The organism is Pseudomonas danubii (assembly GCF_042980055.1).
Taxonomy (GTDB): domain Bacteria; phylum Pseudomonadota; class Gammaproteobacteria; order Pseudomonadales; family Pseudomonadaceae; genus Aquipseudomonas; species Aquipseudomonas danubii.
This window is the reverse complement of the sequence record NZ_CP116502.1, coordinates 4718323-4740529: the sequence shown is the minus strand read 5'-3', so window position 1 is coordinate 4740529 and position 22207 is coordinate 4718323. Positions and strand designations below refer to the sequence as shown.

The 22207-nt window shown below is 62.4% G+C and carries 20 protein-coding genes; 5 read left to right on the top strand and 15 right to left on the bottom strand.

The features are described from left to right. Window positions 1-184: 184 nt before the first annotated feature. The 10 genes from paaZ to paaG all read right to left on the bottom strand — a co-directional run bounded on the left by paaZ (window position 185) and on the right by paaG (window position 10482). The gene (paaZ, locus tag PFZ56_RS21395) at window positions 185-2239 is read right to left on the bottom strand and encodes a phenylacetic acid degradation bifunctional protein PaaZ (protein ID WP_170002797.1); all 2055 of its coding nucleotides are present in this window, start codon (window positions 2237-2239) and stop codon (window positions 185-187) included. Window positions 2240-2308: 69 nt separating this feature from the next. Further along, on the bottom strand, window positions 2309-3955 hold the full coding sequence (locus tag PFZ56_RS21390; protein WP_272753971.1) for a cation acetate symporter: 1647 nt from the start codon (window positions 3953-3955) through the stop codon (window positions 2309-2311). Next, a complete protein-coding gene (locus tag PFZ56_RS21385; protein WP_102879236.1) occupies window positions 3952-4260 on the bottom strand; it encodes a DUF485 domain-containing protein in 309 nt (102 codons plus the stop codon). The genes PFZ56_RS21390 and PFZ56_RS21385 overlap by 4 nt, the downstream gene beginning before the upstream one ends. Window positions 4261-4309: 49 nt before the next feature. After that, on the bottom strand, window positions 4310-5386 hold the full coding sequence (paaE, locus tag PFZ56_RS21380; protein WP_110653205.1) for a 1,2-phenylacetyl-CoA epoxidase subunit PaaE: 1077 nt from the start codon (window positions 5384-5386) through the stop codon (window positions 4310-4312). 29 nt (window positions 5387-5415) lie between these two features. Beyond that, window positions 5416-5946 carry a 1,2-phenylacetyl-CoA epoxidase subunit PaaD gene (gene paaD / locus PFZ56_RS21375; protein ID WP_170002801.1) on the bottom strand — a complete coding sequence of 177 codons (531 nt, stop codon included), beginning with the start codon at window positions 5944-5946 and terminating at the stop codon, window positions 5416-5418. Then, window positions 5933-6694 carry a 1,2-phenylacetyl-CoA epoxidase subunit PaaC gene (gene paaC, locus PFZ56_RS21370; RefSeq protein WP_170002803.1) on the bottom strand — a complete coding sequence of 254 codons (762 nt, stop codon included), beginning with the start codon at window positions 6692-6694 and terminating at the stop codon, window positions 5933-5935. Before paaC ends, paaD begins: the two co-directional genes overlap by 14 nt. Window positions 6695-6702: 8 nt before the next feature. Beyond that, complete coding sequence (paaB, locus tag PFZ56_RS21365) at window positions 6703-6984, bottom strand: 1,2-phenylacetyl-CoA epoxidase subunit PaaB (RefSeq protein ID WP_110597045.1); 282 nt, start codon at window positions 6982-6984, stop codon at window positions 6703-6705. Window positions 6985-7014: 30 nt separating this feature from the next. Beyond that, complete coding sequence (paaA, locus tag PFZ56_RS21360) at window positions 7015-8004, bottom strand: 1,2-phenylacetyl-CoA epoxidase subunit PaaA (RefSeq protein ID WP_170002805.1); 990 nt, start codon at window positions 8002-8004, stop codon at window positions 7015-7017. Window positions 8005-8182: 178 nt separating this feature from the next. After that, window positions 8183-9502, bottom strand: coding sequence for a phenylacetate--CoA ligase PaaK (paaK, locus tag PFZ56_RS21355; protein WP_170002807.1), 1320 nt, complete (start codon window positions 9500-9502; stop codon window positions 8183-8185). A 188-nt stretch (window positions 9503-9690) separates the two neighbouring features. Then, window positions 9691-10482: a 2-(1,2-epoxy-1,2-dihydrophenyl)acetyl-CoA isomerase PaaG gene (paaG, locus tag PFZ56_RS21350; RefSeq protein ID WP_102863586.1), complete on the bottom strand. Its 792-nt coding sequence runs from the start codon at window positions 10480-10482 to the stop codon at window positions 9691-9693. 448 nt (window positions 10483-10930) lie between these two features. Here paaG and paaY point away from each other — a divergent pair, with 448 nt between their 5' ends. The 4 genes from paaY to PFZ56_RS21330 all read left to right on the top strand — a co-directional run bounded on the left by paaY (window position 10931) and on the right by PFZ56_RS21330 (window position 16098). Next, complete coding sequence (gene paaY, locus PFZ56_RS21345) at window positions 10931-11524, top strand: phenylacetic acid degradation protein PaaY (RefSeq protein ID WP_170002809.1); 594 nt, start codon at window positions 10931-10933, stop codon at window positions 11522-11524. Window positions 11525-11588: 64 nt separating this feature from the next. Beyond that, complete coding sequence (gene paaX / locus PFZ56_RS21340; protein WP_170002811.1) at window positions 11589-12512, top strand: phenylacetic acid degradation operon negative regulatory protein PaaX; 924 nt, start codon at window positions 11589-11591, stop codon at window positions 12510-12512. Window positions 12513-12698: 186 nt separating this feature from the next. Beyond that, a complete protein-coding gene (locus tag PFZ56_RS21335; RefSeq protein WP_170002813.1) occupies window positions 12699-13709 on the top strand; it encodes an adenylate cyclase in 1011 nt (336 codons plus the stop codon). Window positions 13710-13950: 241 nt separating this feature from the next. Continuing rightward, window positions 13951-16098 carry a phosphocholine-specific phospholipase C gene (locus PFZ56_RS21330; RefSeq protein WP_170002814.1) on the top strand — a complete coding sequence of 716 codons (2148 nt, stop codon included), beginning with the start codon at window positions 13951-13953 and terminating at the stop codon, window positions 16096-16098. A gap of 183 nt (window positions 16099-16281) precedes the next feature. Here PFZ56_RS21330 and PFZ56_RS21325 read toward each other — a convergent pair whose 3' ends face one another. Continuing rightward, the gene (locus PFZ56_RS21325) at window positions 16282-16548 is read right to left on the bottom strand and encodes a hypothetical protein (protein WP_102863502.1); all 267 of its coding nucleotides are present in this window, start codon (window positions 16546-16548) and stop codon (window positions 16282-16284) included. 353 nt (window positions 16549-16901) lie between these two features. Here PFZ56_RS21325 and PFZ56_RS21320 point away from each other — a divergent pair, with 353 nt between their 5' ends. Beyond that, on the top strand, window positions 16902-18227 hold the full coding sequence (locus PFZ56_RS21320; RefSeq protein ID WP_170002816.1) for a sigma-54 dependent transcriptional regulator: 1326 nt from the start codon (window positions 16902-16904) through the stop codon (window positions 18225-18227). Between the two features lie 69 nt (window positions 18228-18296). On the opposite strand, the gene PFZ56_RS21315 is transcribed toward PFZ56_RS21320, so the two are convergent. The 4 genes from PFZ56_RS21315 to PFZ56_RS21300 form a co-directional block, all read right to left on the bottom strand. Further along, entirely contained in the window at window positions 18297-19592 is a 1296-nt protein-coding gene (locus PFZ56_RS21315) for a hypothetical protein (RefSeq protein WP_123390718.1), read from the bottom strand. 54 nt (window positions 19593-19646) lie between these two features. After that, window positions 19647-20381 carry a hypothetical protein gene (locus PFZ56_RS21310; RefSeq protein ID WP_102879249.1) on the bottom strand — a complete coding sequence of 245 codons (735 nt, stop codon included), beginning with the start codon at window positions 20379-20381 and terminating at the stop codon, window positions 19647-19649. Window positions 20382-20430: 49 nt separating this feature from the next. Then, a complete protein-coding gene (locus PFZ56_RS21305; protein ID WP_102879250.1) occupies window positions 20431-21111 on the bottom strand; it encodes a C39 family peptidase in 681 nt (226 codons plus the stop codon). Between the two features lie 64 nt (window positions 21112-21175). After that, window positions 21176-22171, bottom strand: coding sequence for a heme utilization protein (locus PFZ56_RS21300; protein WP_110653199.1), 996 nt, complete (start codon window positions 22169-22171; stop codon window positions 21176-21178). Window positions 22172-22207: the final 36 nt, after the last annotated feature.

Genomic DNA, 22207 nt, shown 5'->3' with positions numbered 1-22207 from the left:
GAGCCAGCTGGCTGGCGAAGGCGTTCTCAAGGACGACAGCGTCGTGAGGGCCATTCGCCGGCAAGCCAGCTCTTACAGCGGGTGGTGTTGCGGCCAGTTCTTGTAGGAGCCAGCTGGCTGGCGAAGGCGGCCTCAGGGGCAATGCCATCGTGAGGGCCATTTGCTCGCAAGCCGGCTCCTACGCTCAGGGGGTGCGCTTGGCAACCAGGGTCAGGATGTCGTAGCTGGCCACCAGCTCACCCAGTTGATTGCTCACTTCCACGTCCCAGGCCACCACCCCCTGCGGCGTGCCCTGGGGGCTCTGTTTACCCTGGTCGATCTTGCGCTTGCAGGTCAGCCGCGCTTGCAGGGTGTCGCCAATGCCCACCGGGCTGATGAAGCGCAGGCTGTCCAGGCCATAGTTGGCCAGCACCGGGCCCGGTGCCGGGGACACGAACAGCCCGGCCGCCGCTGAGAGCACGAAGTAGCCGTGGGCAATACGCTTGCCGAATTGGGAGTCCTTGGCGGCGATCTCGTCGAAGTGCATATAGAAGTGGTCCCCGGACAGGCAGCCGAAGTTCACCAGATCGGCCTCGGTAACGGTGCGGCGGTGGGTCAGCAGGGACTCGCCGATCTGCAGGTCCTGGAAGTGCCGGCGGAACGGGTGGACCTCGGTTTCGATGACCTTGGCGCCGCGCACGTATTCACCGGTCACTGCCGCCAGCATGCTCGGCGAGCCCTGGACAGCCGCCCGCTGCAGGTAGTGCTTGACCGCCCGCAGGCCGCCCAGCTCTTCACCGCCACCGGCGCGACCGGGGCCACCGTGCTTGAGTTGCGGCAATGGCGAGCCGTGGCCGGTGGATTCGCCGGCGCACTCGCGGTCCAGCACCAGCAGCCGGCCATGCCAGGCCGCTGCCCGGGGAATGACCTGGGCGGCGATGCCCGGGTCCTTGGTCACCAGGCTGGCCACCAGGCTGCCCTTGCCGCGAGCGGCCAGGTCCAGGGCCTGGTCCAGGTCGTCGTAGGCCATCAGGCTGCTGACCGGGCCAAAGGCCTCGATATCGTGGGCGCCGCCCTGAGCCAGGGGATCACGGCACAGCAGCAGGGTCGGGGCAAAGAACGCGCCCTGGCTGACGTTGTCGCCCCGGGGCTCGAAGCCGTCCCGGGCGCCGAACAACAGATCGCTGCTGTGCAGCAGGCTCTCCAGGCGTTCGGCCACGTCCCGCTGTTGCTCATGGGAGGCCAGAGGGCCCATGCGTACGCCTTCCACCGACGGATCGCCGACCACCACCTTCGACAGGCGCTCGCGCAAGCCCGTGGCCACGGCATCCAGCTGTTTGGCCGGAACGATGGCGCGGCGGATAGCGGTGCATTTCTGACCGGCCTTGACCGTCATTTCCCGCACCACTTCCTTGATGAACAGCTCGAATTCCGGGTCGTCCGGGGTCACGTCCGGCGCCAGGATCGCGCAGTTCAGCGAGTCGGCTTCGGCATTGAAGGGCACCGAGTGGCGGATCAGGTTGGGGGTGGATCGCAGTTTGCCGGCGGTGACGGCGGAACCGGTGAACGTCACCAGGTCCTGGCCTTGCAGGCGATCCAGCAGGTCGCCGGTGCCGCCGATCACCAGTTGCAGGCTGCCTTTGGGCAGCAAGCCAGATTCATGCATCAGGCGCACGGCGGCCTCGGTCAGGTAACTGGTAGCGCTGGCGGGCTTGACGATGCACGGCATGCCGGCGAGGAAGCAGGGGGCGAACTTCTCCAGCATGCCCCAGATGGGAAAGTTGAACGCATTGATGTGCACCGCCACGCCGCCGCGGGGCACCAGGATATGGGTGCCGGCAAAGCTGCCGAGCTTGCTCAGGGATTGCGCCGGGCCTTCGTGCAGCAGGTTGCCCGAGGGCAGCTCGCGGGCGCCAAGTCCGGCGTAGCTGAACAAGGTGCTGTTGCCGCCTTCGATGTCGATCCAGCTGTCGGCCCGGGTCGCGCCGCTGTGGTAGGACAGGGCGTACAGCTGTTCCTTGCGTTCGCCAAGGTACAGCGCCAGGGCCTTGAGGCGCTGGGCCCGCTGCTGGAAATCCAGGGCCAGCAGGGCCCGGGCGCCGTTCACGCGCCCATGTTGCAGCGCTTCGGCGAAGTCCAGGGGCTCTTCATGGGTACGCGCCACTTCATGGCCATCGATGGCGCTGCGCAAGGCCTGGGCCGGGTGCTGGCCGATCCAGCGGCCGCCGATAAAGCTTTGCAGGGTAGGAGACTGTGGCATGGGAGAAAGGCTCCGAAGGGTCAGGGTCAATTGAGGGCCGGTGCAGCGTGCTGGGCGCCGGGAGGCAACTCAGTGATGGCTGGCGCCGGAGGCGCCGATGCCGGTCATGGAACGGATGAACTGCGCCAGGTAGCGGCCGCGCTCCAGCTCGGCCCGGGGCGAGCGGTCGCTGACGGACAAGGCCCAAGCGGCAAAGAACGCCAGGCTCATGGAAAACAGTGCGGGGTTGGCGTAGGGAAACAGCGCCTGGGGGTGGTGCAGCACATTGACCCAGACCGCCGGGCTGAGGATCAGCAGGACAATCGCCGAGATCAGCCCGGCCAGGCTGCCGCCCACCGCGCCCCGGGTGGTCAGGCCTTTCCAGAACATGGAAAGAAACAGCACCGGGAAATTCACCGACGCGGCTATCGCCAGCACCAGCCCGGAGAGAAAGGCGATGTTCTGCGACTCGAACAACAGCCCCAGCAGCACCGCCAGGACACCGATGCACAGGGTGGCGATCTTCGAGACGCGCATTTCCTGCTGGGTGCTGGCCTGGCCTTTGCGCATCACGCAGGCATACAGGTCATGGGACACCGCCGAGGCCCCGGACAGCGCCAGCCCGGCCACCACCGCGAGAATGGTGGCGAAGGCCACGGCCGAGATGAAACCCAGGAACAGGTTGCCACCCACCGCCTGGGCCAGATGTACCGCGATCATGTTGGCGCCGCCGATGATGGCGCCGCTGGCGTCGCGATACTCGGGCTCGGTGCCGACCATGACGATCGCGCCGAAGCCGACCACGATCAGCAACAGATAGAAGTAGCCGATGAAGCCAGTGGCATAGAGCACGCTCTTGCGCGCTTCCCGCGCGTCGCTGACGGTGAAGAAACGCATGAGGATATGGGGCAGCCCGGCGGTGCCGAACATCATTCCCAGACCCAGGGAAATGGCGTCGATGGGGTTCGACAGCAGCCCGCCGGGGGCCATGATCGCGCTGCCTTTGGCGTGTACCGCACTGGCTCGGGCGAACAGCGCCTCGGTGCTGAAACCGAAGTGCTTGAGCACCATGAAGGCCATGAAACTGGTGCCCGACAGCAGCATCACCGCCTTGATGATCTGCACCCAGGTGGTGGCCAGCATGCCGCCGAAGGTCACGTAGCAGACCATCAGCAGGCCCACCAGCATCACTGCGTGGAGGTAGCTGAGGCCGAACAGCAGTTCGATCAGCTTGCCGGCGCCGACCATCTGCGCCACCAGGTACATCAGGGCCACGGTCAGGGTGCCGAACGCCGAGGTCAGGCGCACCGGCGTCTGGGCCAGGCGATAGGAGACCACGTCGGCGAAGGTGTAGGTGCCCAGGTTGCGCAAGCGCTCGGCGATCAGAAACAGGATGATCGGCCAGCCTGCCAGAACCCCCAGGGCGTACAGCAGGCCGTCGTAGCCATTGAGGAACATCATCGCCGAGATGCCGAGGAAGGACGCCGCGGAGATCATGTCACCGGCAATCGCCAGGCCGTTCTGCAGGCCGCTCATGCCGCCGCCGGCGGTGTAGAAGTCCTTGGCCGAACGGGTACGCAGGGCGGCCCAGCGGGTGATCCCCAGGGTCAGTAGGACGAACACCAGGAACATGCCGATGGCGTTCCAGTTCAGCGCGCGGGCGCTGTCGTCGGCGGCCAGGGCCAGGTCCGAGGCCAGCAGGCAGGGCAGCAGGATGACTCCTGCACCGCGCTTCATGACCGGTACTCGCGCTTGAGTTTGTCGTTCAGCGGGTCCAGCAGCTGGTTGGCTCGGTAAACGTAGAAGCCGGTCAGGGCGAAGGCCAGGACGATCATCGCCACCCCCACTGGCATGCCGACGCTGGTGGCCCCGCCGGACAGCGACTGGCCCAGCAGGCCGGGGTGAAAGGCCACCAGCAGGACGAAGCCGTAGTAGGCCAGGAGCATGATCAGGGTCAGTGACCAGTAGAGTCGCTGTTTGCGCCGCACCAGCTGGATAAAGTCCGGGTGGCAGGTGATGCGGTCTATCTCTTGTGGGCTCATGAGGTTTTCTCTGTTGTTCTTGTTATGGGCACGCGCACTACCGGTTCGCTCAGAGCTGGTCGAAGTCCAGCACCACCTTGTCGCTGACCGGGAACGACTGGCAGGCAAGGACGTAACCGGCCGCCACTTCGTAATCTTCCAGGGCGTGGTTGCTGTCCATTTCCACCTCACCTTCGACGACCTTGCATTTGCAGGTGGAGCAGACCCCGGCCTTGCACGAATAGGGCAGTTCGGCGCCCTGGGCGTTGCCGGCATCCAGCAGGCTCAGGCTGTTGCGCGGCAGGTCGAAGGCCAGGGCCCGGCCATCGCTGATCACGGTGATCTGGCTGACCTGCGGGTCCTGGGCGCGGGCGGCTTCCCGGGCCTGGCGCTTCTGGCTGTCACCGGCGGCGTGGAACAGTTCGAAGTGGATGCGCTCGGCGCGCATGCCGGCGGCCTTGAGGCTGTCGCGCACGGTCTCGGTCATGGCCTGGGGGCCGCAGATGAAGGCCGCGTCCAGTTTCTGGACGTCGAGCCAGCGGGAAAACAGTTGCTGGCATTTGTCCTGGGTGATGCGGCCGTTATAGAGGTCGATGTCCTGCTGTTCACGACTGAACACGAACACCAGGTTCAGGCGCTGCAGATAAAGGTTCTTCAGGTCCTCCAGCTGTTCGCGAAACAGTGCCGAGGCACTGGAACGGTTGCCGTAGAGCAGGGTGAAGCGGCTGAGCGGCTCGCCTTCCAGGGTGCTCTTGATGATCGACAGGATCGGCGTGATGCCGCTGCCTGCGGCCACCGCCAGGTAGTGGCCGTGACGCGCCGGATCAAGCTCGACATGGAAGCGGCCTGCGGGGGGCATGACGTCCAGCGACTGGCCGGGTTTGAGCTGTTCGTTGGCAAACGCCGAAAAGCGCCCGCCGACGACGCGCTTCACCGCGATGCGCAGTTCGCCGTCATTGACGCCGCTGCAGATCGAATAAGAGCGCCGTACCTCCTCGCCCTCAAGCTCGGCGCGCAGCACCAGATGCTGGCCCTGGGTGAAGTGGAACTGCGCTTGCAGGTGCTGGGGTATGTCGAAGGCGATGGACACCGCGTCGCGGGTTTCGCTGCGCACGTCCTTGATGGTCAGGGGATGGAACTGGCTCATGATGGTTCTCCTCTGAGGCGGCGAGCGGCTCAGATGCACTTGAAATAGTCGAAGGGTTCCAGGCAGTCGCGGCAGCGGTACAGGGCCTTGCAAGCGGTGGAACCGAATTCGCTGAGGCGCTCGCTGTGGGCGCTGCCGCATTGCGGGCAGAGCACCTGGGGCGCGTCCCCCAGTAGGCTGCGCTTGCTGCTGCCCGAGGGCGGCGCGATGCCATAGGCCCGCAGACGCTGATGGCCGCGTTCAGTGATCCAGTCGGTGGTCCAGGCCGGGGTCAGCTGGCGTATCAGCCGCGGGGCCTGGAAACCGGCCTGTTCCAAGGCCTGGCGGATATCGCTCTCGATCACTTCGGTGGCCGGGCAGCCGGAGTAGGTCGGCGTGACCGCCACCTGCAGATGGCCGGCCTGCCAGCCCAGGTCGCGCACGATACCCAGGTCGAGCACGCTGACCACTGGCACCTCTGGGTCCATGACCTGATCCAGGGTGCTCCAGGCCAGCTCCAGATCGCCTTGTTGCAGCGCGCGCGCACCCTGGTCGCTGCCGATCAATTCACCAGACCGCATCGGGATAGGCCCTCGGCAGGAATTGCATCTGGGCCAGCAGCGGGCCCAGGTGCTCGGTGTGCAGGCCCTGGCGCGCATCCAGGTAGAAGTGGCTCGGGGCTTCGGGCACGGGCAGGGTGGCCCGGGAGAACAGGGTTTCGACGCAGGCGCGCCAGGCGTCGGCCACCTGGGCCGGATCGGCCCACAGGCCGGCCCGGTGCAGTTCGATTTCAGCGGCGTGTTGGTCGATCAGCTCGCCAGTGAAGCGCCATAGCCGCGGGATCGCCTGCAGCATGCGCTGGTGGCTTTCCTCGGTGCCGTCTCCCAGGCGCTCGACCCATTCGCTGGAGCGGCGCAGGTGGTAGGTGACTTCCTTGAGCGCTTTGGCGGCGATGCCGGCCATCCGTTCATCCGTTGATTGGCTCAGGCCCTTGAGGGTTTCCAGGTGCCAGGCGTCGTAGAAAAACTGCTTGAGCAGGGTCACCGCGAAATCGCCATTGGGCTGCTCCACCAGCAACAGGTTGCGGTAGGCCCGCTCGTCCCGGCGGAAGGCCAGGTGATCGGCGTCGCGGCCATCGGCCAGCAGTTCGGCGGCATAGTCCAGCCAGTTGCGGGCCTGGCCCACCAGATCGAGGCCGACATTCATCAGCGCCAGTTCTTCTTCCAGGGCCGGGGCCCGGCCGCACCATTCGCACAGGCGCTGGCCCTGGATCAGGGCGCTGTCGCCGAGGCGCAGCAGGTGGTTGATCAGATCGTTTGCAGGGTTCATGGCCGGCCTCACATGTGTCCGACTTCGGGGGGCAACTGATAGAAGCTGGCGTGGCGGTAGACCTTGTCGTCCGCAGGGTCGAACAGCGGGTCCTTGTCATCCGGGGAGGAGGCGACGATCTGCGCCGAGGGCACCACCCACAGGCTGACGCCTTCGCTGCGCCGGGTGTACAGGTCCCGGGCATTGTTCATGGCCATGGCGTCGTCGGCGGCATGCACGCTGCCCACGTGTTTGTGATTGAGGCCGTGCTTGCTGCGCACGAAGACTTCGTAAAGGGTCCATTCAGACATGGCATTGACTCCGGATCAGGCTGGGCGCGCTCAGGCGGCGTTCTTGTTGGCTTTCTTCTGGGCATGGGCCACGGCGGCGGCCCGCACCCAGGCGCCGTCGTCGATGGCTTGGCGGCGAGTCTCCAGGCGCTCCTGGTTGCACGGGCCGTTGCCCTTGAGCACCTCGTAGAATTCCTGCCACTGGATTTCGCCGAAGTCGTAGTGGCCGCGCTCGGCGTTCCACTTCAGCTCCGGGTCGGGGCAGGTGCAGCCCAGCAGTTCCAGCTGCGGGATGGTCTGGTCGATGAAGCGCTGGCGCAGTTCGTCGTTGCTCTGGCGCTTGATCTTCCAGGCCATGGACTGGGCGCTGTTGGGGGAGTGTTCGTCGCTGGGGCCGAACATCATCAGCGCTGGCCACCAGAGGCGGTTGATGGCGTCCTGGACCATTTCCCGCTGTGCCGGGTTGCCCTCGCGCATCATGGTCAGGAGGATTTCGTAGCCCTGGCGCTGGTGGAAGCTCTCTTCCTTGCAGATGCGCACCATGGCCCGGGAGTAGGGGCCATAGGAGGTGCGTTGCAGCACCACCTGATTGACGATGGCGGCACCGTCCACCAGCCAGCCCACCGCGCCCATGTCGGCCCAGTTCAGGGTCGGGTAGTTGAAGATGCTCGAATACTTGGCCCGGCCGCTGTGGAGCTTGGCGATTTCCTCGTCGCGATCGGCGCCGAGGGTTTCCATGGCGCTGTACAGGTACAGGCCGTGGCCGGCTTCGTCCTGGATCTTGGCCATCAGTTGCAGCTTGCGCTTGAGGGTCGGGGCGCGGGTGACCCAGTTGCCTTCGGGCAACATGCCGACGATTTCCGAATGGGCGTGCTGGGAAATCTGCCGGATCAGGGTCTGGCGGTAGGCATCGGGCATCCAGTTCTTGGCCTCGATCTTGATTTCCCCGTCGATTTTTTCCTGGAAGGTGCGCTCCTGCTCGGACATTTCTGCCAGCGGCTTGATGCGCTTGATCCCCGTCTCTACCAGCTGTGCGTACATGAGTGTCTCCCGGGTTGCAGGTGTGGGTGAGGCTGTGAATGTTTATATGTGATACACAAATAAATATCAAACACAAAATAGCGTGTCATGTTTTGTTTCTGTATCGCTTTGCCTCGCGGCTTGAATGGCGGGCGAAAAAAAGCCCCGTCATGGCGGGGCTCCAGTGCTTGCGTCAACGCTATTTGCGGCGGTCGACCACTCGGCAGGCCTTGCCTTCCGAACGCTTGATGCTGAAGGGGGGCTGTAAAACGATACGTGAGCTGATGCCGATATGGGTCTTTATGTGGCGACTGAGCTCGCTGCAGATGGCCCTTTGCTGTTCATCCCCCAGTTGCTGATGCTCGCTCTTGAGCTCGACGTGAATGTCGACGCTGTCGAGGTTGCCGTGGCGATACAGATGGATCTCGTAACAGGGGGCCAGGTGCACGGCTTTGAGCACTTGCTCCTCCACCTGGGTGGGAAACACATTGACCCCGCGAATGATCAGCATGTCGTCGCTGCGCCCGGTGATCTTGTCGATGCGCCGCATGGGCCGCGCCGTCCCCGGCAGCAGGCGGGTCAGGTCGCGGGTGCGGTAACGGATCATCGGCAGTGCCTCCTTGCTCAGGGAGGTGAGCACCAGCTCGCCCATTTCGCCATCGGGCAGCACCTGAGCGGTCAGCGGGTCGATGATTTCGGGGTAGAAATGATCCTCCCAGAGGGTCGGGCCGTCGCGGGTCTCGGCGCATTCCATGGCCACTCCCGGACCGATGATCTCCGACAGCCCGTAGATATCGAGGGCTTTTATACCCAGGCGCTGCTCGATGGCGCTGCGCAGTTCGTCGGTCCAGGGTTCGGCGCCGAAGATTCCCAGGCGCAGGGCCAGCTTGTGGGGATCGAGGCCCTGGCGTTCGATCTCGTCGGCGATATTGAGCATGTAGGACGGCGTGACCATGATGATGTCCGGCTGGAAATCCTTGATCAGTTGCACCTGCTTCTCGGTCTGGCCGCCGGACATGGGAATCACGGTGCACCCCAGGCGTTCGGCACCGTAGTGTGCCCCCAGGCCGCCAGTGAACAGGCCGTAGCCATAGGAAACATGCACCTTGTCGCCGGGCCGGCCGCCGGCCGCGCGGATCGACCGGGCCACCACCTGGGCCCAGGTGTCGATGTCGTTGCGGGTATAGCCCACCACCGTGGGCTTGCCGGTGGTGCCGCTGGAGGCATGCAGGCGCACCACCTCCTGCATGGGTACCGCGAACATGCCGTAGGGGTAGTTGTCCCGCAGGTCGGACTTGGTGGTGAAGGGCAGTTGGGCAAGGTCCTCCAGGCGCTGGATGTCCTGGGGGTGCACGCCCAGGGCGTCGAAGCGCTGGCGATACAGGGGGACGTTGGCGTAGGCGTGGTTCAGGCTCCAGCGCAGGCGCTCCAGCTGATGCTGGCGCAAGTGGTCGATGCTGGCGGTTTCCATCGGGTCCAGCGGCGCTTCGGGCACGGTTCTGGCTATCGGCATGTTCATGGTGTCACTCGTATTGTTGTTGTCGTTCAACCCGTCACTGCGGGTTCTGAGTGCATGACCCGCAAGAGGCACGAAGGGCTTGCGGGGAGTTCTGCAGGCGCGGGTTGGCGCCTCTGGCGGATCAGGGGGGTGCCCATGCCCCGGCACCCACTGCGGCAGTTTCTGCGCTACGACGCAGCGGGGCCATGTCAGCGCCCCTTGAACACTGGAGGGCGCTTGTCCATGAAGGCGCTGACGCCTTCTCGATAGTCTTCGCTGCGTCCCGCCAGGCGTTGCAGGTCGCGCTCCAGCTCCAGTTGCTGGTCGAAGCTGTTGTGCAGGCTGGCATTCAGGCTGCGCTTGATCAGCGCCAGGCCATAGGTGGGTTGAGTCGCCAGGTGTCGGGCCAGGCTCAGGGCTTCATCGCGCAGCAAGGCGTCGTCCACGCACTGGTAGATCAGTCCCCATTGCTCGGCCTGTTCGGCGCTCAGGCGGTTGCCGAGCAGGGCCAGGGCCTTGGCCCGGGCCATGCCCACCAGCCGTGGCAGCAGCCAGGTGCCGCCGGAATCGGGAATCAGCCCGAGTTTGCAGAAGGCCTGGATAAAGCTCGCGGAGCGCGCTGCCAGTACCAGGTCGCAGGCCAGGGGCAGGTTGGCGCCAGCGCCGGCGGCCACGCCATTGACCGCACAGATCACCGGCAATGGCAGGTCGCGCAGCTCGCGCACCAGCGGGTTGTAGAACTGTTCGATGGATTCCCCCAGGTCAGGCGCTGCATCGCCGGGGGCGACGTCGCGCTCGCCAAGGTCTTGCCCCGCGCAGAAGCCGCGGCCTTCGCCGGTCAGGAGCAGGACCCGCACCTCGGGGTTGTTGCGCACGTGCTTGAGGGCCGCCTGCACCTCGCCATGCATCTGTGGGTTGAAACTGTTGAGCTGTTCGGGACGGTTGAGGCTGAGGAGGGCGACGCCCTCGCTGATGGAGAACAGGATGGTGGCAAAGTTCATGGTCGGGTGTTGAGGCATGGCGGATGTCCTCGGAGTGATGCGGCCGGTTGCCGGCTCGATTGTCGGGTCGGCCCGGGAGCCGGTTTTCGCCGAGTATATCGCCAATGTGATACATAAAATCAAGATTAATAGATTGTTAATGTGTCCTATCTTTCGGCTTCAGCTGCGTTCTATTCGGGGCGGCAGGTCGATGGGATGCTGCCTTGGGCCGGTAATTGAGGCCGTATCCTTTATGCTTTGCGGGTTGTGGCGCCTGTGGCGAGCCAGGCCTGTGTCTTGGAGAACGGTTGTGTACCGAGAATAACCTGATACAAAATGCCGTCCGCGTTGTATCGGTATCCTGGATTGGGTGGCGTCGTGCATTCTCGGCGTTGTATTCGCGGGCAAGTGCAGCGCCCCCCAGCCGCTCCAACAACAGCAGTTTCTGCTGATCAGAGAGGGAAGCAGCATGACGTGCTACAGCCTTGATGGCTTGATTCCGGTGGTCGATCCCAGTGCCTATGTGCACCCTTCGGCGGTGCTGATCGGCGATGTGATAGTCGGCCCCCGTTGCTATGTCGGCCCCCTGGCCAGCCTGCGGGGGGATTTTGGCCGGATTGTCCTCGAAGAGGGGGCCAATCTGCAGGACACCTGTGTGATGCATGGTTTCCCTGATAGCGACACGGTGGTGGAGCGCAATGGCCATGTCGGCCATGGCGCAGTGTTGCACGGTTGCCGGATTGGCGCCGACGCGCTGGTGGGCATGAATGCGGTGGTGATGGACAACGCCTTCATTGCGCCGCGTTCCTTCGTTTCGGCGGCGGCGCTGGTCAAGGCCGGTTTCGAATGCGCGCCGCAATCGCTGGTGATGGGCGCGCCGGCGCGGGTCACGCGTCAGTTGAGCGACGAGGAAGTGGCCTGGAAGCTGGCCGGCACTCGGGAGTACCAGCACTTGACCCGTCGCTGCCTGGAGCAGATGCAAGTCTGTGAGCCGCTGTCTCGGGTCGAGGACGACCGGCCGCGAATCGCCGACGGCGGCTTTCGTCCCAAGGCCGGCCAATGAACACCCCGGGCCGCTGCGACGGTCTGAAACCGGCTATATTCCTTCCTTTTTTTCCGGTACGCCCATGTCGTCCCTAGCGCCACTGAACCATCTGATCAAACGCTTTCAGGAGCAGACCCCGATCCGCGCCAGTTCGCTGATCATCACCCTGTACGGCGATGCCATCGAACCCCATGGCGGCACCGTCTGGCTGGGCAGCCTGATTCAACTGCTGGAGCCCATGGGGATCAACGAGCGGCTGATCCGCACTTCGATCTTCCGCCTGAGCAAGGAGGGGTGGCTGACTGCCGAAAAGGTCGGGCGCCGCAGTTACTACAGCCTGACCCTTGCCGGTCGCCGGCGATTCGACAAGGCGTTCAAGCGGGTCTACAGCGCCGGTGTGCCGGCCTGGGATGGTTCCTGGAGCCTGGTAATGCTCGGACAACTGCAACCGGAGTTGCGCAAGCAAGTGCGTGAAGAGTTGGAGTGGCACGGGTTTGCCGCGATGTCGCCGCTGATGCTGGCGTGCCCGCGCAGCGATCGCGCCGATATCAATGCCACCTTGCTGGAGCTTGGCGCCCAGGACGACACCATTGTCTTTGCCACTGCACCCGAGGACGTGCTCGGCTCCAGAGCCCTGCGCCAGCAGGTGCGCGAGAGCTGGAACATTGACGAACTGGCAGCCCATTACAGTGAATTCATCCAACTGTTTCGCCCCCTCTGGCAGGCCCTGCGCGAGCAGGAGCAGTTGCAACCATCCGACTGTTTCCTGGCTCGCCTGCTGCTGATTCATGAGTACCGCAAGCTGTTGCTGCGCGACCCGCAGTTGCCGGACGAACTGCTTCCCGGCGATTGGGAGGGTCGTGCTGCGCGCCAGCTGTGTCGCAACATCTATCGCTTGATCCAGGCCAAGGCCGAGGAGTGGCTGGCCACGGCTCTGGAGAGCGCCGATGGCCCGCTACCGGATGTGGGGGAAAGCTTTTATCGGCGCTTCGGTGGGCTGCTCTAGCTTGAATAAGGATTGACCTTGGAATTTGTCTTGTTCTAGGGTCGCCAGAGTCCGCTGGGCAACTAAGGTTGAGTGTTTCAGGCTTGTTGCAGTGAGATGAAGTTCAGGTGATTGGCAGTAGTGAGTGCACGGCCAGGAGGGAGTATCCGGTCTTGCAGGGAAAGCAGGCAGATAAAGGAACTATCAATGAGATCGATACGCAAGGTGGCAGTGCAACTATGTTTGGCTGGAGTCTTAGTTGCTTTTGGGAGTCTGGCCGGTGCCTCGCAACTTGTTCCGGCGCTGGGGCTGGCCAATGATCAATATGCCAAGTCTCCAGGGCCCTACAAGGTCACTACCAATGCGGTCTTGAGTGACTGTCGCGGTCTGTTGGGTGTATTGGCGAGGATCATGCTGCTGGACAACAGCGTTCAATGCAATTCGTCCTTTCCCTATGGGTTTGCCAGTCCGGTTTCCACCAGTGTTTATTATCCGAGCAATATAAGGAATCTGGACAAGTTGCCGGTGGTCAACTTTGTTGGCGGCATCCTTTCCAATCAGGGGCAATACACCGATTTGATGAGGCTGTGGGCGAGTTACGGCTTTATCGTGATCATCTCCTCCGACTTCATCAATACCGCGCCCACCATGCATGTCCTGGGCGCCCTTGAGCTGAGCAAGCTCAACCAGGACCCAACCTCACCGTTGTTCGGCAAGGTCGATCTGACTCGCACGATAGTGGCGGGGCATTCCGCTGGCGGCGGGGCGTCGATCCTCTCGTCGAGCCTGCTGCCTGGCACCTTGCAGGGCATCGATCCACAGCTGCGCTACATCGGCTCACTGCCCATCGAACCCGGGCCCATAGGCCTGGGCTCCACCGTCAAGACCCCGACCCTGGTGCTTACCGGGGCCGCGGATGTAGTGGTGCCGGCCTGGGCCTGGCCGCGGCTCTGGCAGGGCGGGTTGATCAAGGCGGTGCCGGGATGGAGTGCCACGGCCCATAACGCCACCCATTTCAGTCCGGTGCGCAGTGTCCGGGAAAACGAGTTCGCCGGTATTACAACGGCCTGGATTCTATATCTCGGCAAGAGTGATCCGGGGGCCAAGGAGTACTTTGTCGGTCCGAACTACAAACTCGCGCGGGACCCGCAGTTTATCCGGCTGGCGTTCAATCCGTTGCGGGTTCAACGCAATGAAGTGGCGGACAATCTTCAGTAAGGCAACGGGTCGATATTGTTTCTGGACCTGGCGATTGATGACAAGTTTGCAGGCTCGGGTGTTTTCTTCATAAAACATTCTTTTGCAACCTTGAAAACATGGTCAATTTGCGAAGTCGCAGGTCTGGGCAATATCGGCTTGATGTAATTGCAATGGCAATGTCACTGCCTTGTTATTTGAAATGAATACTTTTGCTTGCAGCGTCATATATCGCGCTGCAACCACAAGGATTCAAAGACCCATGCCCAGTCTTTCACGCAGGAAGCTATTGCAAGCGGCCGCTATCGGTTCATTCTTTTCATCCTTGCCCCTGGCTATTCGCCAAGCCCTGGCCATACCGGCGAATAACCGTACGGGGACGATCATGGATGTCGAACACGTAGTGATCCTGATGCAGGAAAATCGCTCTTTCGATCATTACTTCGGTACTTTTCCCGGGGTACGGGGCTTCAGCGACCGCTTTACCATTCCACTGCCCGGTCAGCGCACGGTCTGGGAGCAACAGGGTAAGGGCCGGCTGGTGATGCCCTATCACCTGGACAGCAGCAAAGGCAACGCCCAGCGCGTCAGTGGCACGCCTCATTCATGGGTGGATGCCCATTCGGCCTGGGACAATGGCCGCATGAGTGCCTGGCCGACCCACAAGACAGCGACGTCCATGGGCTATTACCGTGAGCAGGAGCTGCCATTCCAGTTCGCCCTGGCCAACACCTTCACCCTGTGCGACGCCTATCACTGTTCGGTACACGCCGGGACCAACCCCAATCGGTTGTTTCTCTGGACCGGCAGCAACGGCCCGAGCGCGGCAAAGGTCGCTGCGGTGGTCAACGAATGGGATGGCCCGGGTGCGGTAAACGTCGGCTACAGCTGGAAGACCTATCCCGAACGCCTGGAAGAGCAGGGTGTCAGTTGGAAGGTCTACCAGCACCTGCCGGACAATTTCGGCGACAACCCCCTGGCCGGCTTCCGTCAGTACCGTGCCGCCAGCGTACAGGTGGGCAATCCGGCCCAACCGCCCAAGGACTTCAATGCCTTTGTGCCTTACAGCGATGCCTTGAACGCCGTCGCTGCGCTGTACAAGGGCAATGGCAATACCTTGCCGGCCAGCAGCGGCAGCAATCTGGAGGCGATCATTGGTGGATTTCGCAATGACGTGCAGGCCGGCAAGTTGCCCCAGGTCAGCTGGATTGTGGCGCCGGCCGCCTATTCCGAGCATCCCGGCCCATCGAGTCCGGTCCAGGGTGGCTGGTTCACCCAGGAGATTCTCCTGGCGTTGACCCGCAATCCCGAGGTCTGGAGCAAGACCGTGCTGTTGCTGACCTACGATGAAAACGATGGCTTCTTCGATCATATGCCGTCGCCGTCGGCACCTTCCCAGCGTCAGGATGGCAGCTTTGCCGGCAAGTCCACGCTGGGTTTCGACAGCGAACTGTTCAAGCATCCGGCGCCACCCGGTTCGACCCAGCAACCGCTGCCCGATGGCGGCGTGTATGGCCCCGGGCCGCGGGTGCCGATGCTGGTGCTGTCTCCCTGGAGCCGGGGAGGCTGGGTCAATTCCCAGGTGTTCGATCACACCTCGGTGCTGCAATTTCTCGAAAAACGCTTTGGCGTGCGCGAGCCCAATATCAGTGCATGGCGGCGGGCGGTATGTGGCGACCTGACGTCGGCGTTGAATTTCGTCGACCCCAACCATGAGCCATTGCCGGCGCTGCAGACCACCACCCGTCAGGCCGCCGACGCGTTGCGCCAGCGCCAGGAGAAGCTGCTCCAGGTGCCGCTACCCTTGGCCAGCCAGCAGTTGCCACCGCACCAGCCGCGGCTGGCCCGACCTTCACGGGCACTGCCTTATCGTCTGCATGTCGACAGCCAGGTGGACCCCAAGGCCAAGACCCTGTCCCTGAGCCTGCAGAACACTGGCGAGCAGGGCGCGGTGTTCCATGTGTACGACGGCCTGCACCTGAGCGATATCCCGCGGCGCTACACGGTGGAGGCCGGCAAGGCGCTGCAGGACAGCTGGCCAGTGGTGGAGCGCTACCAGCTGTGGGTATTGGGTCCCAATGGCTTCCACCGCAGCTTCAGCGGCCAACTGCAACAGCTCCAGCCTGAGCTGTTGGTGACGTCCAGCAATAACCAACTGCAGTTCACCCTGAGCAATCCGGGGACGCGTGGGGTATCGGTCACTATCGATCGCTGCCCTTATACCCAACAGGGGCCATGGACCCTGGTCGTGCCTGGGGGGGCAGAGGTGCGCCAGGTTTTCGCCTGTGAGTCCAGCGGTGGCTGGTATGACTTGACCCTGCGCAGTGACGCAGGCTGGTTGCGCAGGGTAGCCGGACGACTGGAAACCGGGGCACACAGTATCAGTGACCCGCTGATGGGGCGGCCCTGAGAGGGCATTGATGAAGCAAAAGGGACACTGGTTGGAAATAGCGAGGAGGTGCAGCTTCTGCACTAGCGAAAACAACCACTACGCTGAAGATAAAAGTTGCAGCGAGGGAAAAATAGATAGCGTGCTTAGTTGTTTTGCCTAAGTAGCGGATCACCTGTTCGGGTGATCCGCTAACAGCATCACTTACTTGGGCATGGCCCAGGACTGCAAGATATAACCTTCCTGGCTCAGTTCAGCGCGGGCTTGTTTGAGCAGGTCTTCCAGTTGGGCTGGATCGGAGTAGGCGCTGCTGGGAATCTGGGTGTGACCGATACGGGTACTGGTACGGTCGATGACGCTCAGGCTGAGCTCGCCGTTCCCGTCCTGTGGGGCCCAGGCCACGCATTGAAAAGGCTTGAATGCGCGGTCGGCGATCAAAAGTGCTTCGTTTCTACGGAGCGGGGCGTTCATGGGGTCTTCTCTCTATGTGCCCAATCAGATGATGTGCCGTCGGTTGGGCTTACCGTTCGGCTGGTCACTTGTACTGATGCACTGAGGTAGTGATCGGGTCACACTGAAAAACAAGTTTTTACAACTTTCGTACGTGGGCCCTGTGACAACACCATTAGTTACGGGGTTCTTAAAAAAAGACTGCGACAATCAGTCGCTCGGGGCGAAGTTCTGGCAGCGCGTTAGTTCCTTTGGTAAGCAGCGCTATAAGCAATTGATACATTCAAGCGTCAAGTTCTTGCTAACGTTACAGCCAGGTTTGCCAAACCACTGTTTCTAATAACTTTTCCCTCTTTTGGCGCCAAGGACCAGTCATGCTCGAAGCTCCCGTGCAGCGCCGCTTGCTGGTGGTCGACCCCTGTGATGACTGCCATCGTCTTCTGCCCGCGCTGCGCGCTATTGGCTGGGATGTGGACAGCTGTGACCTGGAGTCTGCCCGCGAGCGCTCCTGCGATGTCGGCTTGCTGCGCCTGCAACCCTTTCACCTGGAGCGTCCGGAAGCGGTCAAGGACCTGATCAGCCACAGCGGCACCGAGTGGATCGCGGTGCTGAGTCCGGAAGTCCTGCGCCTGCAAAAGGTCGGTGACTTTGTCTGCGAATGGTTTTTCGACTTCCATACCCTGCCGTTCGACGTCTCCCGGGTCCAGGTGACCCTGGGACGGGCCTTCGGCATGGCCCGCCTCAGGGGCCAGGGCGCGGTCCATGTGGACCAGCCCGAGCACGAGTTGTTGGGGAGCAGCCGGCCCATCCGCGACCTGCGCAAGCTGCTGAGCAAGCTGGCGCCCACCGAGTCGCCGGTACTGATCCGCGGCGAGAGCGGCACCGGCAAGGAGCTGGTGGCGCGTACCCTGCATCGCCAGTCCCAGCGTCACGACAAGCCATTTGTGGCGATCAACTGCGGGGCGATTCCCGAACACCTGATCCAGTCCGAACTCTTCGGCCATGAAAAGGGCGCTTTTACCGGGGCGCACCAGCGCAAGGTCGGGCGCATCGAGGCGGCCCACGGCGGCACTTTGTTCCTCGATGAGATCGGCGATCTGCCGCTGGAGCTGCAAGCCAATCTGCTGCGCTTCCTGCAGGAAAAGCACATCGAGCGTGTGGGCGGCAGCCAGCCGATACCGGTGGATGTCAGGGTCCTGGCTGCGACCCACGTGGACCTTGAGGCGGCCATCACCAGCGGTCGTTTTCGTGAGGACCTGTATTACCGGTTGAACGTGCTGCAGGTGATTACCGCGCCACTGCGTGAGCGTCATGGCGATTTAGGGATGCTGGCCAGCCACTTTGCCCACTTCTACAGCCAGGAAACCGGACGCCGGCCACGCAGTTTCAGTGAGGACGCCCTGGTGGCCATGGGCAAGCACGACTGGCCGGGCAATGTCCGCGAACTGGCCAACCGGGTGCGCCGGGGCCTGGTACTGGCCGAGGGTCGGCAGATTCAGGCCAGTGATCTGGGCTTGCAAGGCCTGCAAGCCCAGGATCTGCCCATGGGCACCCTGGAGGACTACAAGCACCGCGCCGAGCGTCAGGCCCTGTGCGACGTGCTCAACCGGCACAGTGACAACCTCAGCGTTGCCGCCCGGGTCCTGGGCATCTCGCGTCCGACTTTCTACCGTTTGCTGCACAAACACCGGATCCGCTAGGGCGGCAAGAACGCCAAGGCCCGCTGCGATTGGGGAATCGCCGCGGGCCTTGGCGTTTTTGCCGGTGGATCAGAAGTAGTAAGGGAATTTCAGGCTGAAGGTGAAGGCCGGGGCGTCCTCGGTCATGCCGATGGACAGGTTGGGCACAATGGTCAGGTTGTCGGTGGCCGCAATGGTCATGCCGACGTTGAAGTAACCGGCGTTGGCGTCGCTGGAAACCACCGACTGCCAATCGCCGCCATCCTGCTTGAGTTTGCTCTTGCGCTGTATCAGGTCGGACACCGAGAAGGACATGCTCATCTTCTCGTTGAGGGCGAAAGCCACACCGGCGCCGATCTGGAAGCTGTCGCCCAGGCGGACTTTGCCAGGGGTCTTGCTGCCAACCGTGGAACTGATGTCGTCAAACGACTCTTCCAGGTTGTGGGTGTAGGCCAAGGTGCCGAACAGCACCGCCGGATCGAAAGTCTTGACCAGGGAGATCCCGGGGGTGATCGACCAGACACCGTTACCGGTCGGCAGGCTTTCAGGCACGTACAGGTTGTTGTTGCCCGCAGATTGCACCAGCTTGATCCCGAACGGTTCCTTGCCGGTGGGGGCCTTGACTCGCAGGGTCGCCACGGCGTCGGGCCAGAACTCCGATTCGTCGAGGAATTTGTAAGCCACGCCGAAGTTCACGTCCCCCAATGTCGGGTCACGGGTCACCGATTCTTCGGTGGTCTGGGTGCCGGCACCGCCGCCACCACCGGACTGGAAGGTGGACTCGCGATACAGCACGGGGGCGTTGATGTCGAATTGCCAGCGGTTGTTGAGGTTATAGCGAGCGGTCAGGTCCAGGGTCCAGGTATCGGATTTGATCCGGTCCAGGTTGATGTTGCCGAGAAAGATCGAGTCCAGCGCAAGGAAGCCGTTGACCGTGAGTTGCCGAGCGTCGTAGCGGGCGTAGGTCAAGCCGGTCTCGACGCTGAACTTGCCGCCACCGAAGAAGCCACTGGCCTCGTCATACAGGTTGCTGACGCTTTGGGCCGGAGCCGAATCATCCTTGAGCGACTGACCGTAGGAAGCGCCCCCGGCTGCTCCTCCGGACGCCGCTGCGGCGCCAGTGCCGGCAACCTGTTGATTGCCTCTGAGATCAGCTGGCGATTTGGCCAGGCGCTTGGGCGGTGGCGCCGCGGGTTGGTCTTCTACCTGCCGGACTCGCTGCTCCAGTACCGCCAGGGCCTTCTGCTGCACTTCGTAACGTTGCTTGAGCTCCAGAAGTTCGCGTTTCAGGGTCTCTACATCGGCATCCGGCGCGGCTTGAACCAGCGCCGCTGGAAATAGAGTGCTTAAACACATGACTGCGCGCAGTGAAACCGATCGATACATGAAATAAACCGTCCCTTTTGAACCCCAATGGTCGAGAATCAGCGTAGTTCAAGATCAGAATTTGCGTAGAGCGTCTAGCGTTGTCAGGTTGCAGTCCAAAACACCGTTGCTGGGCCCGTTGTTTCTGAGCACCACATTGAGTTGAGTCAGGTTGTTGACCAGGTTGCTGTTACCCATCAACTGGGTGTTCTGCAACAGATTGCCCTGGGCCACTTGCTGCAGGGCGCTGCCCTGATTGCCGTTGGCCTGTATCGCCATCTGGATACCGCCATTGAGGGCCGATACCGCCACGCTACCGGCGGCGTTGCTGCCGGTGATGGTCTGGCCGCTCATCAAGGCCTGGCCGGCCCCAGCGGCCAAGGCGGGCGCCTGGTTGGCCTCTGTGACATTGATGCTGATGTTGTTGTAGGCAGAATTGCCATCACCGGCGGCTCTCACGCTCTGGGTCACGCCCTGGCCATTGGCCAGGCCTGCACCGCCGATCACATTGCCGGTGCCTGGGGGCGGCGTGGTGCCGTCACCGGTTTGGGTGATGGTGGAGACGTAGAATTCCGGCTTGATGGTGGCTTGCTGGATCTGCAGCGAGGTGGTCGCACCGATCAGGTCACCGCTGGCGTTGCGCCAGGTACTGCTCATGACAATGCCGAAGCTGATAATCCGCCCCGGCATCACGTAACGGCCCCGTAACTGCGATAATTCCTGATCCTGGATAAGTTCGGGCTTGAAACCAGCATGGGCTGGAAGAGCTGCTGCCAGGCAGGCGGCGGCCAGCCAGTATGAAGTCTTCATCTGCTTGCTGCTCCCGGAGCGTCCTGCCCCTTTATGATTGTTCGGGCTTCTAGAAGAAGTCGCTCTGGATAAAACCGAAGTCCATCAGGTCCGTGTCTTTGACCGGGTAGAAACCATCGAGCTTGTTTTTCGCGGTCAGCGGAGCAGGCGGGTCGAGCAAGGCGTTGGCCTTGTCGTAGCCGGGACCGATGATGGCGAACACGATTCCATTCCAGCCTTTGACGAAGTCTTCATGGGAGTAACGCTTGTGACCCAATACCGGGTCACCGATGTAGACCCAGCCTTTCTGGGCCCGCTGCATCACCACGAAGTGCTTGTAGCCGCGAATTTCCATCAGTACCACCACCGGAATGGTCACCGCTTCGAGCTTGTCGGGCGGAATCCGGTAGCCTCGGGCGCGCATGCCGATGCTTTCCACGTAGCGCTTCATATCGAGCATGGAAAAACCCTGGGTGCGGACCAGATTCTGATCCGAATTGACCAGCATGCCCTTGATGACGTGCTCCTCATCGACGTCAAGCCAGTAGGCCTGGCGCAGAACGGTCGCCAGCGCGGCGGCGGCGCAACTGAAGTCGGTCTTCTGCTCGACGATGTCGCTGAACTTGCGTTCACGTACGCTCTGCACCTGTTTGAAGATCAGGTTGCCACCGGGCAGGCCGGCGACGGCCATCTGCGCAGCCTCAACGGGAACACAGAGGCACAGCAGGAGGGAGAGGATCGCAGTACGCATGATCGTTACGCCTGAGTCGGACTGTGGAAAAGCCCCGTTTCCGGGGCTTTCGTTACGATCGCGATTACATGCAGGCTTTGCAGCCAGCGGCGATGGACAGCGAGTTGCTTTGTTGGTTGCCCACACCAGCCGAGACGTTGGCGCCGCCGTTGCCGGAGAAGCCGTTCATCGAGTTGGTCATGCTGGCGTTGTTGACCACTGGGTTTTTCCAGCCGTCTTTGGTCAGCACTTGCTGGGTCCAGTAGCCAGCCAGTTCGATGGTGCCTTGTTCCTTGAAGGTGAATTTTTGATCGTCGTTGTCGTGGCCACCACCGCGGTTGTTATTGCCATAGCCGCCGCCGTGATGATCGTCGCCTTCGATCTTGCCGCTGCCGGTGCCTTTATAGGTGCCGTAGGCCACGAAGCCGCCCGAGAGGGTGTCTTTTTTGTAGGCCTGGACGCCTTTGTTCTCTACGACCAGATTGGTCGTAGACTGGTTGGCCGCCGCTGCTGCGGTTGCCACGCGACCGCCGGACACGGCGATGGCCAGGTTGTTTTTCTGTTGGTTGAAGTTGCCGGCGGTGACGTTGATGCCGATGTTGCCGGAACCGTTGTTGCCGGAGTTGTTCAACACAGCGTTGTTCTGTGTCGAAGAGTTTTTCACATGGTTGTTGCTATTGATCTGGGTGGCGCTGGAAGCTGCCACGGCGCTGCCGAAGATGAAGCTTTCGTCAGCGGTTGCCAGGGCAGCGGCGTTGTCTTGTTGGTTGCCGTCGCCGGCGGCGACGTTGGCGCCCATGTTGCCGTTGGAGTTGTTGAGGGAGTTGTCCATCTTGGCGTTGTTGTTGGTGCCCTGGTTTTTCACCACGTTGGAGGTGCTGGTCTGCACGTCGATCACTGCAGCACCGGCCCCGGCGGTGATTTGCAGCAGAGTGCCGAGATCTGGACCTCTATCATGATCGCCATGGCCATTGCCATGACCGCCGTTGTGACCGTTGTTATTTCCACCTGCCTGGGCGGCCATTGCCATGACTGCGGCCAGTGCGAAAACCAGTGGTTTGAGAGCCATTGTAGGTTTCATGGTGTTTCTCCGGTGCTTATTAGTTGGTTAAGTGTT

Bases quoted from the DNA above. Each gene is read 5' to 3' on its own strand.
- PFZ56_RS21335 (WP_170002813.1), top strand. From the start codon at position 12,699: ATGAGATCGATACGCAAGGTGGCAGTGCAACTATGTTTGGCTGGAGTC.
- PFZ56_RS21325 (WP_102863502.1), bottom strand. From the start codon at position 16,548: ATGAACGCCCCGCTCCGTAGAAACGAAGCACTTTTGATCGCCGACCGC.
- paaY (WP_170002809.1), top strand. From the start codon at position 10,931: ATGACGTGCTACAGCCTTGATGGCTTGATTCCGGTGGTCGATCCCAGT.
- PFZ56_RS21320 (WP_170002816.1), top strand. From the start codon at position 16,902: ATGCTCGAAGCTCCCGTGCAGCGCCGCTTGCTGGTGGTCGACCCCTGT.
- paaC (WP_170002803.1), bottom strand. From the start codon at position 6,694: ATGAACCCTGCAAACGATCTGATCAACCACCTGCTGCGCCTCGGCGAC.
- paaK (WP_170002807.1), bottom strand. From the start codon at position 9,502: ATGAACATGCCGATAGCCAGAACCGTGCCCGAAGCGCCGCTGGACCCG.
- paaZ (WP_170002797.1), bottom strand. From the start codon at position 2,239: ATGCCACAGTCTCCTACCCTGCAAAGCTTTATCGGCGGCCGCTGGATC.
- paaB (WP_110597045.1), bottom strand. From the start codon at position 6,984: ATGTCTGAATGGACCCTTTACGAAGTCTTCGTGCGCAGCAAGCACGGC.
- paaE (WP_110653205.1), bottom strand. From the start codon at position 5,386: ATGAGCCAGTTCCATCCCCTGACCATCAAGGACGTGCGCAGCGAAACC.
- PFZ56_RS21390 (WP_272753971.1), bottom strand. From the start codon at position 3,955: ATGAAGCGCGGTGCAGGAGTCATCCTGCTGCCCTGCCTGCTGGCCTCG.
- PFZ56_RS21300 (WP_110653199.1), bottom strand. From the start codon at position 22,171: ATGAAACCTACAATGGCTCTCAAACCACTGGTTTTCGCACTGGCCGCA.
- PFZ56_RS21315 (WP_123390718.1), bottom strand. From the start codon at position 19,592: ATGTATCGATCGGTTTCACTGCGCGCAGTCATGTGTTTAAGCACTCTA.
- paaG (WP_102863586.1), bottom strand. From the start codon at position 10,482: ATGAACTTTGCCACCATCCTGTTCTCCATCAGCGAGGGCGTCGCCCTC.
- paaX (WP_170002811.1), top strand. From the start codon at position 11,589: ATGTCGTCCCTAGCGCCACTGAACCATCTGATCAAACGCTTTCAGGAG.
- PFZ56_RS21305 (WP_102879250.1), bottom strand. From the start codon at position 21,111: ATGCGTACTGCGATCCTCTCCCTCCTGCTGTGCCTCTGTGTTCCCGTT.
- PFZ56_RS21330 (WP_170002814.1), top strand. From the start codon at position 13,951: ATGCCCAGTCTTTCACGCAGGAAGCTATTGCAAGCGGCCGCTATCGGT.
- paaA (WP_170002805.1), bottom strand. From the start codon at position 8,004: ATGTACGCACAGCTGGTAGAGACGGGGATCAAGCGCATCAAGCCGCTG.
- PFZ56_RS21385 (WP_102879236.1), bottom strand. From the start codon at position 4,260: ATGAGCCCACAAGAGATAGACCGCATCACCTGCCACCCGGACTTTATC.
- PFZ56_RS21310 (WP_102879249.1), bottom strand. From the start codon at position 20,381: ATGAAGACTTCATACTGGCTGGCCGCCGCCTGCCTGGCAGCAGCTCTT.
- paaD (WP_170002801.1), bottom strand. From the start codon at position 5,946: ATGCGGTCTGGTGAATTGATCGGCAGCGACCAGGGTGCGCGCGCGCTG.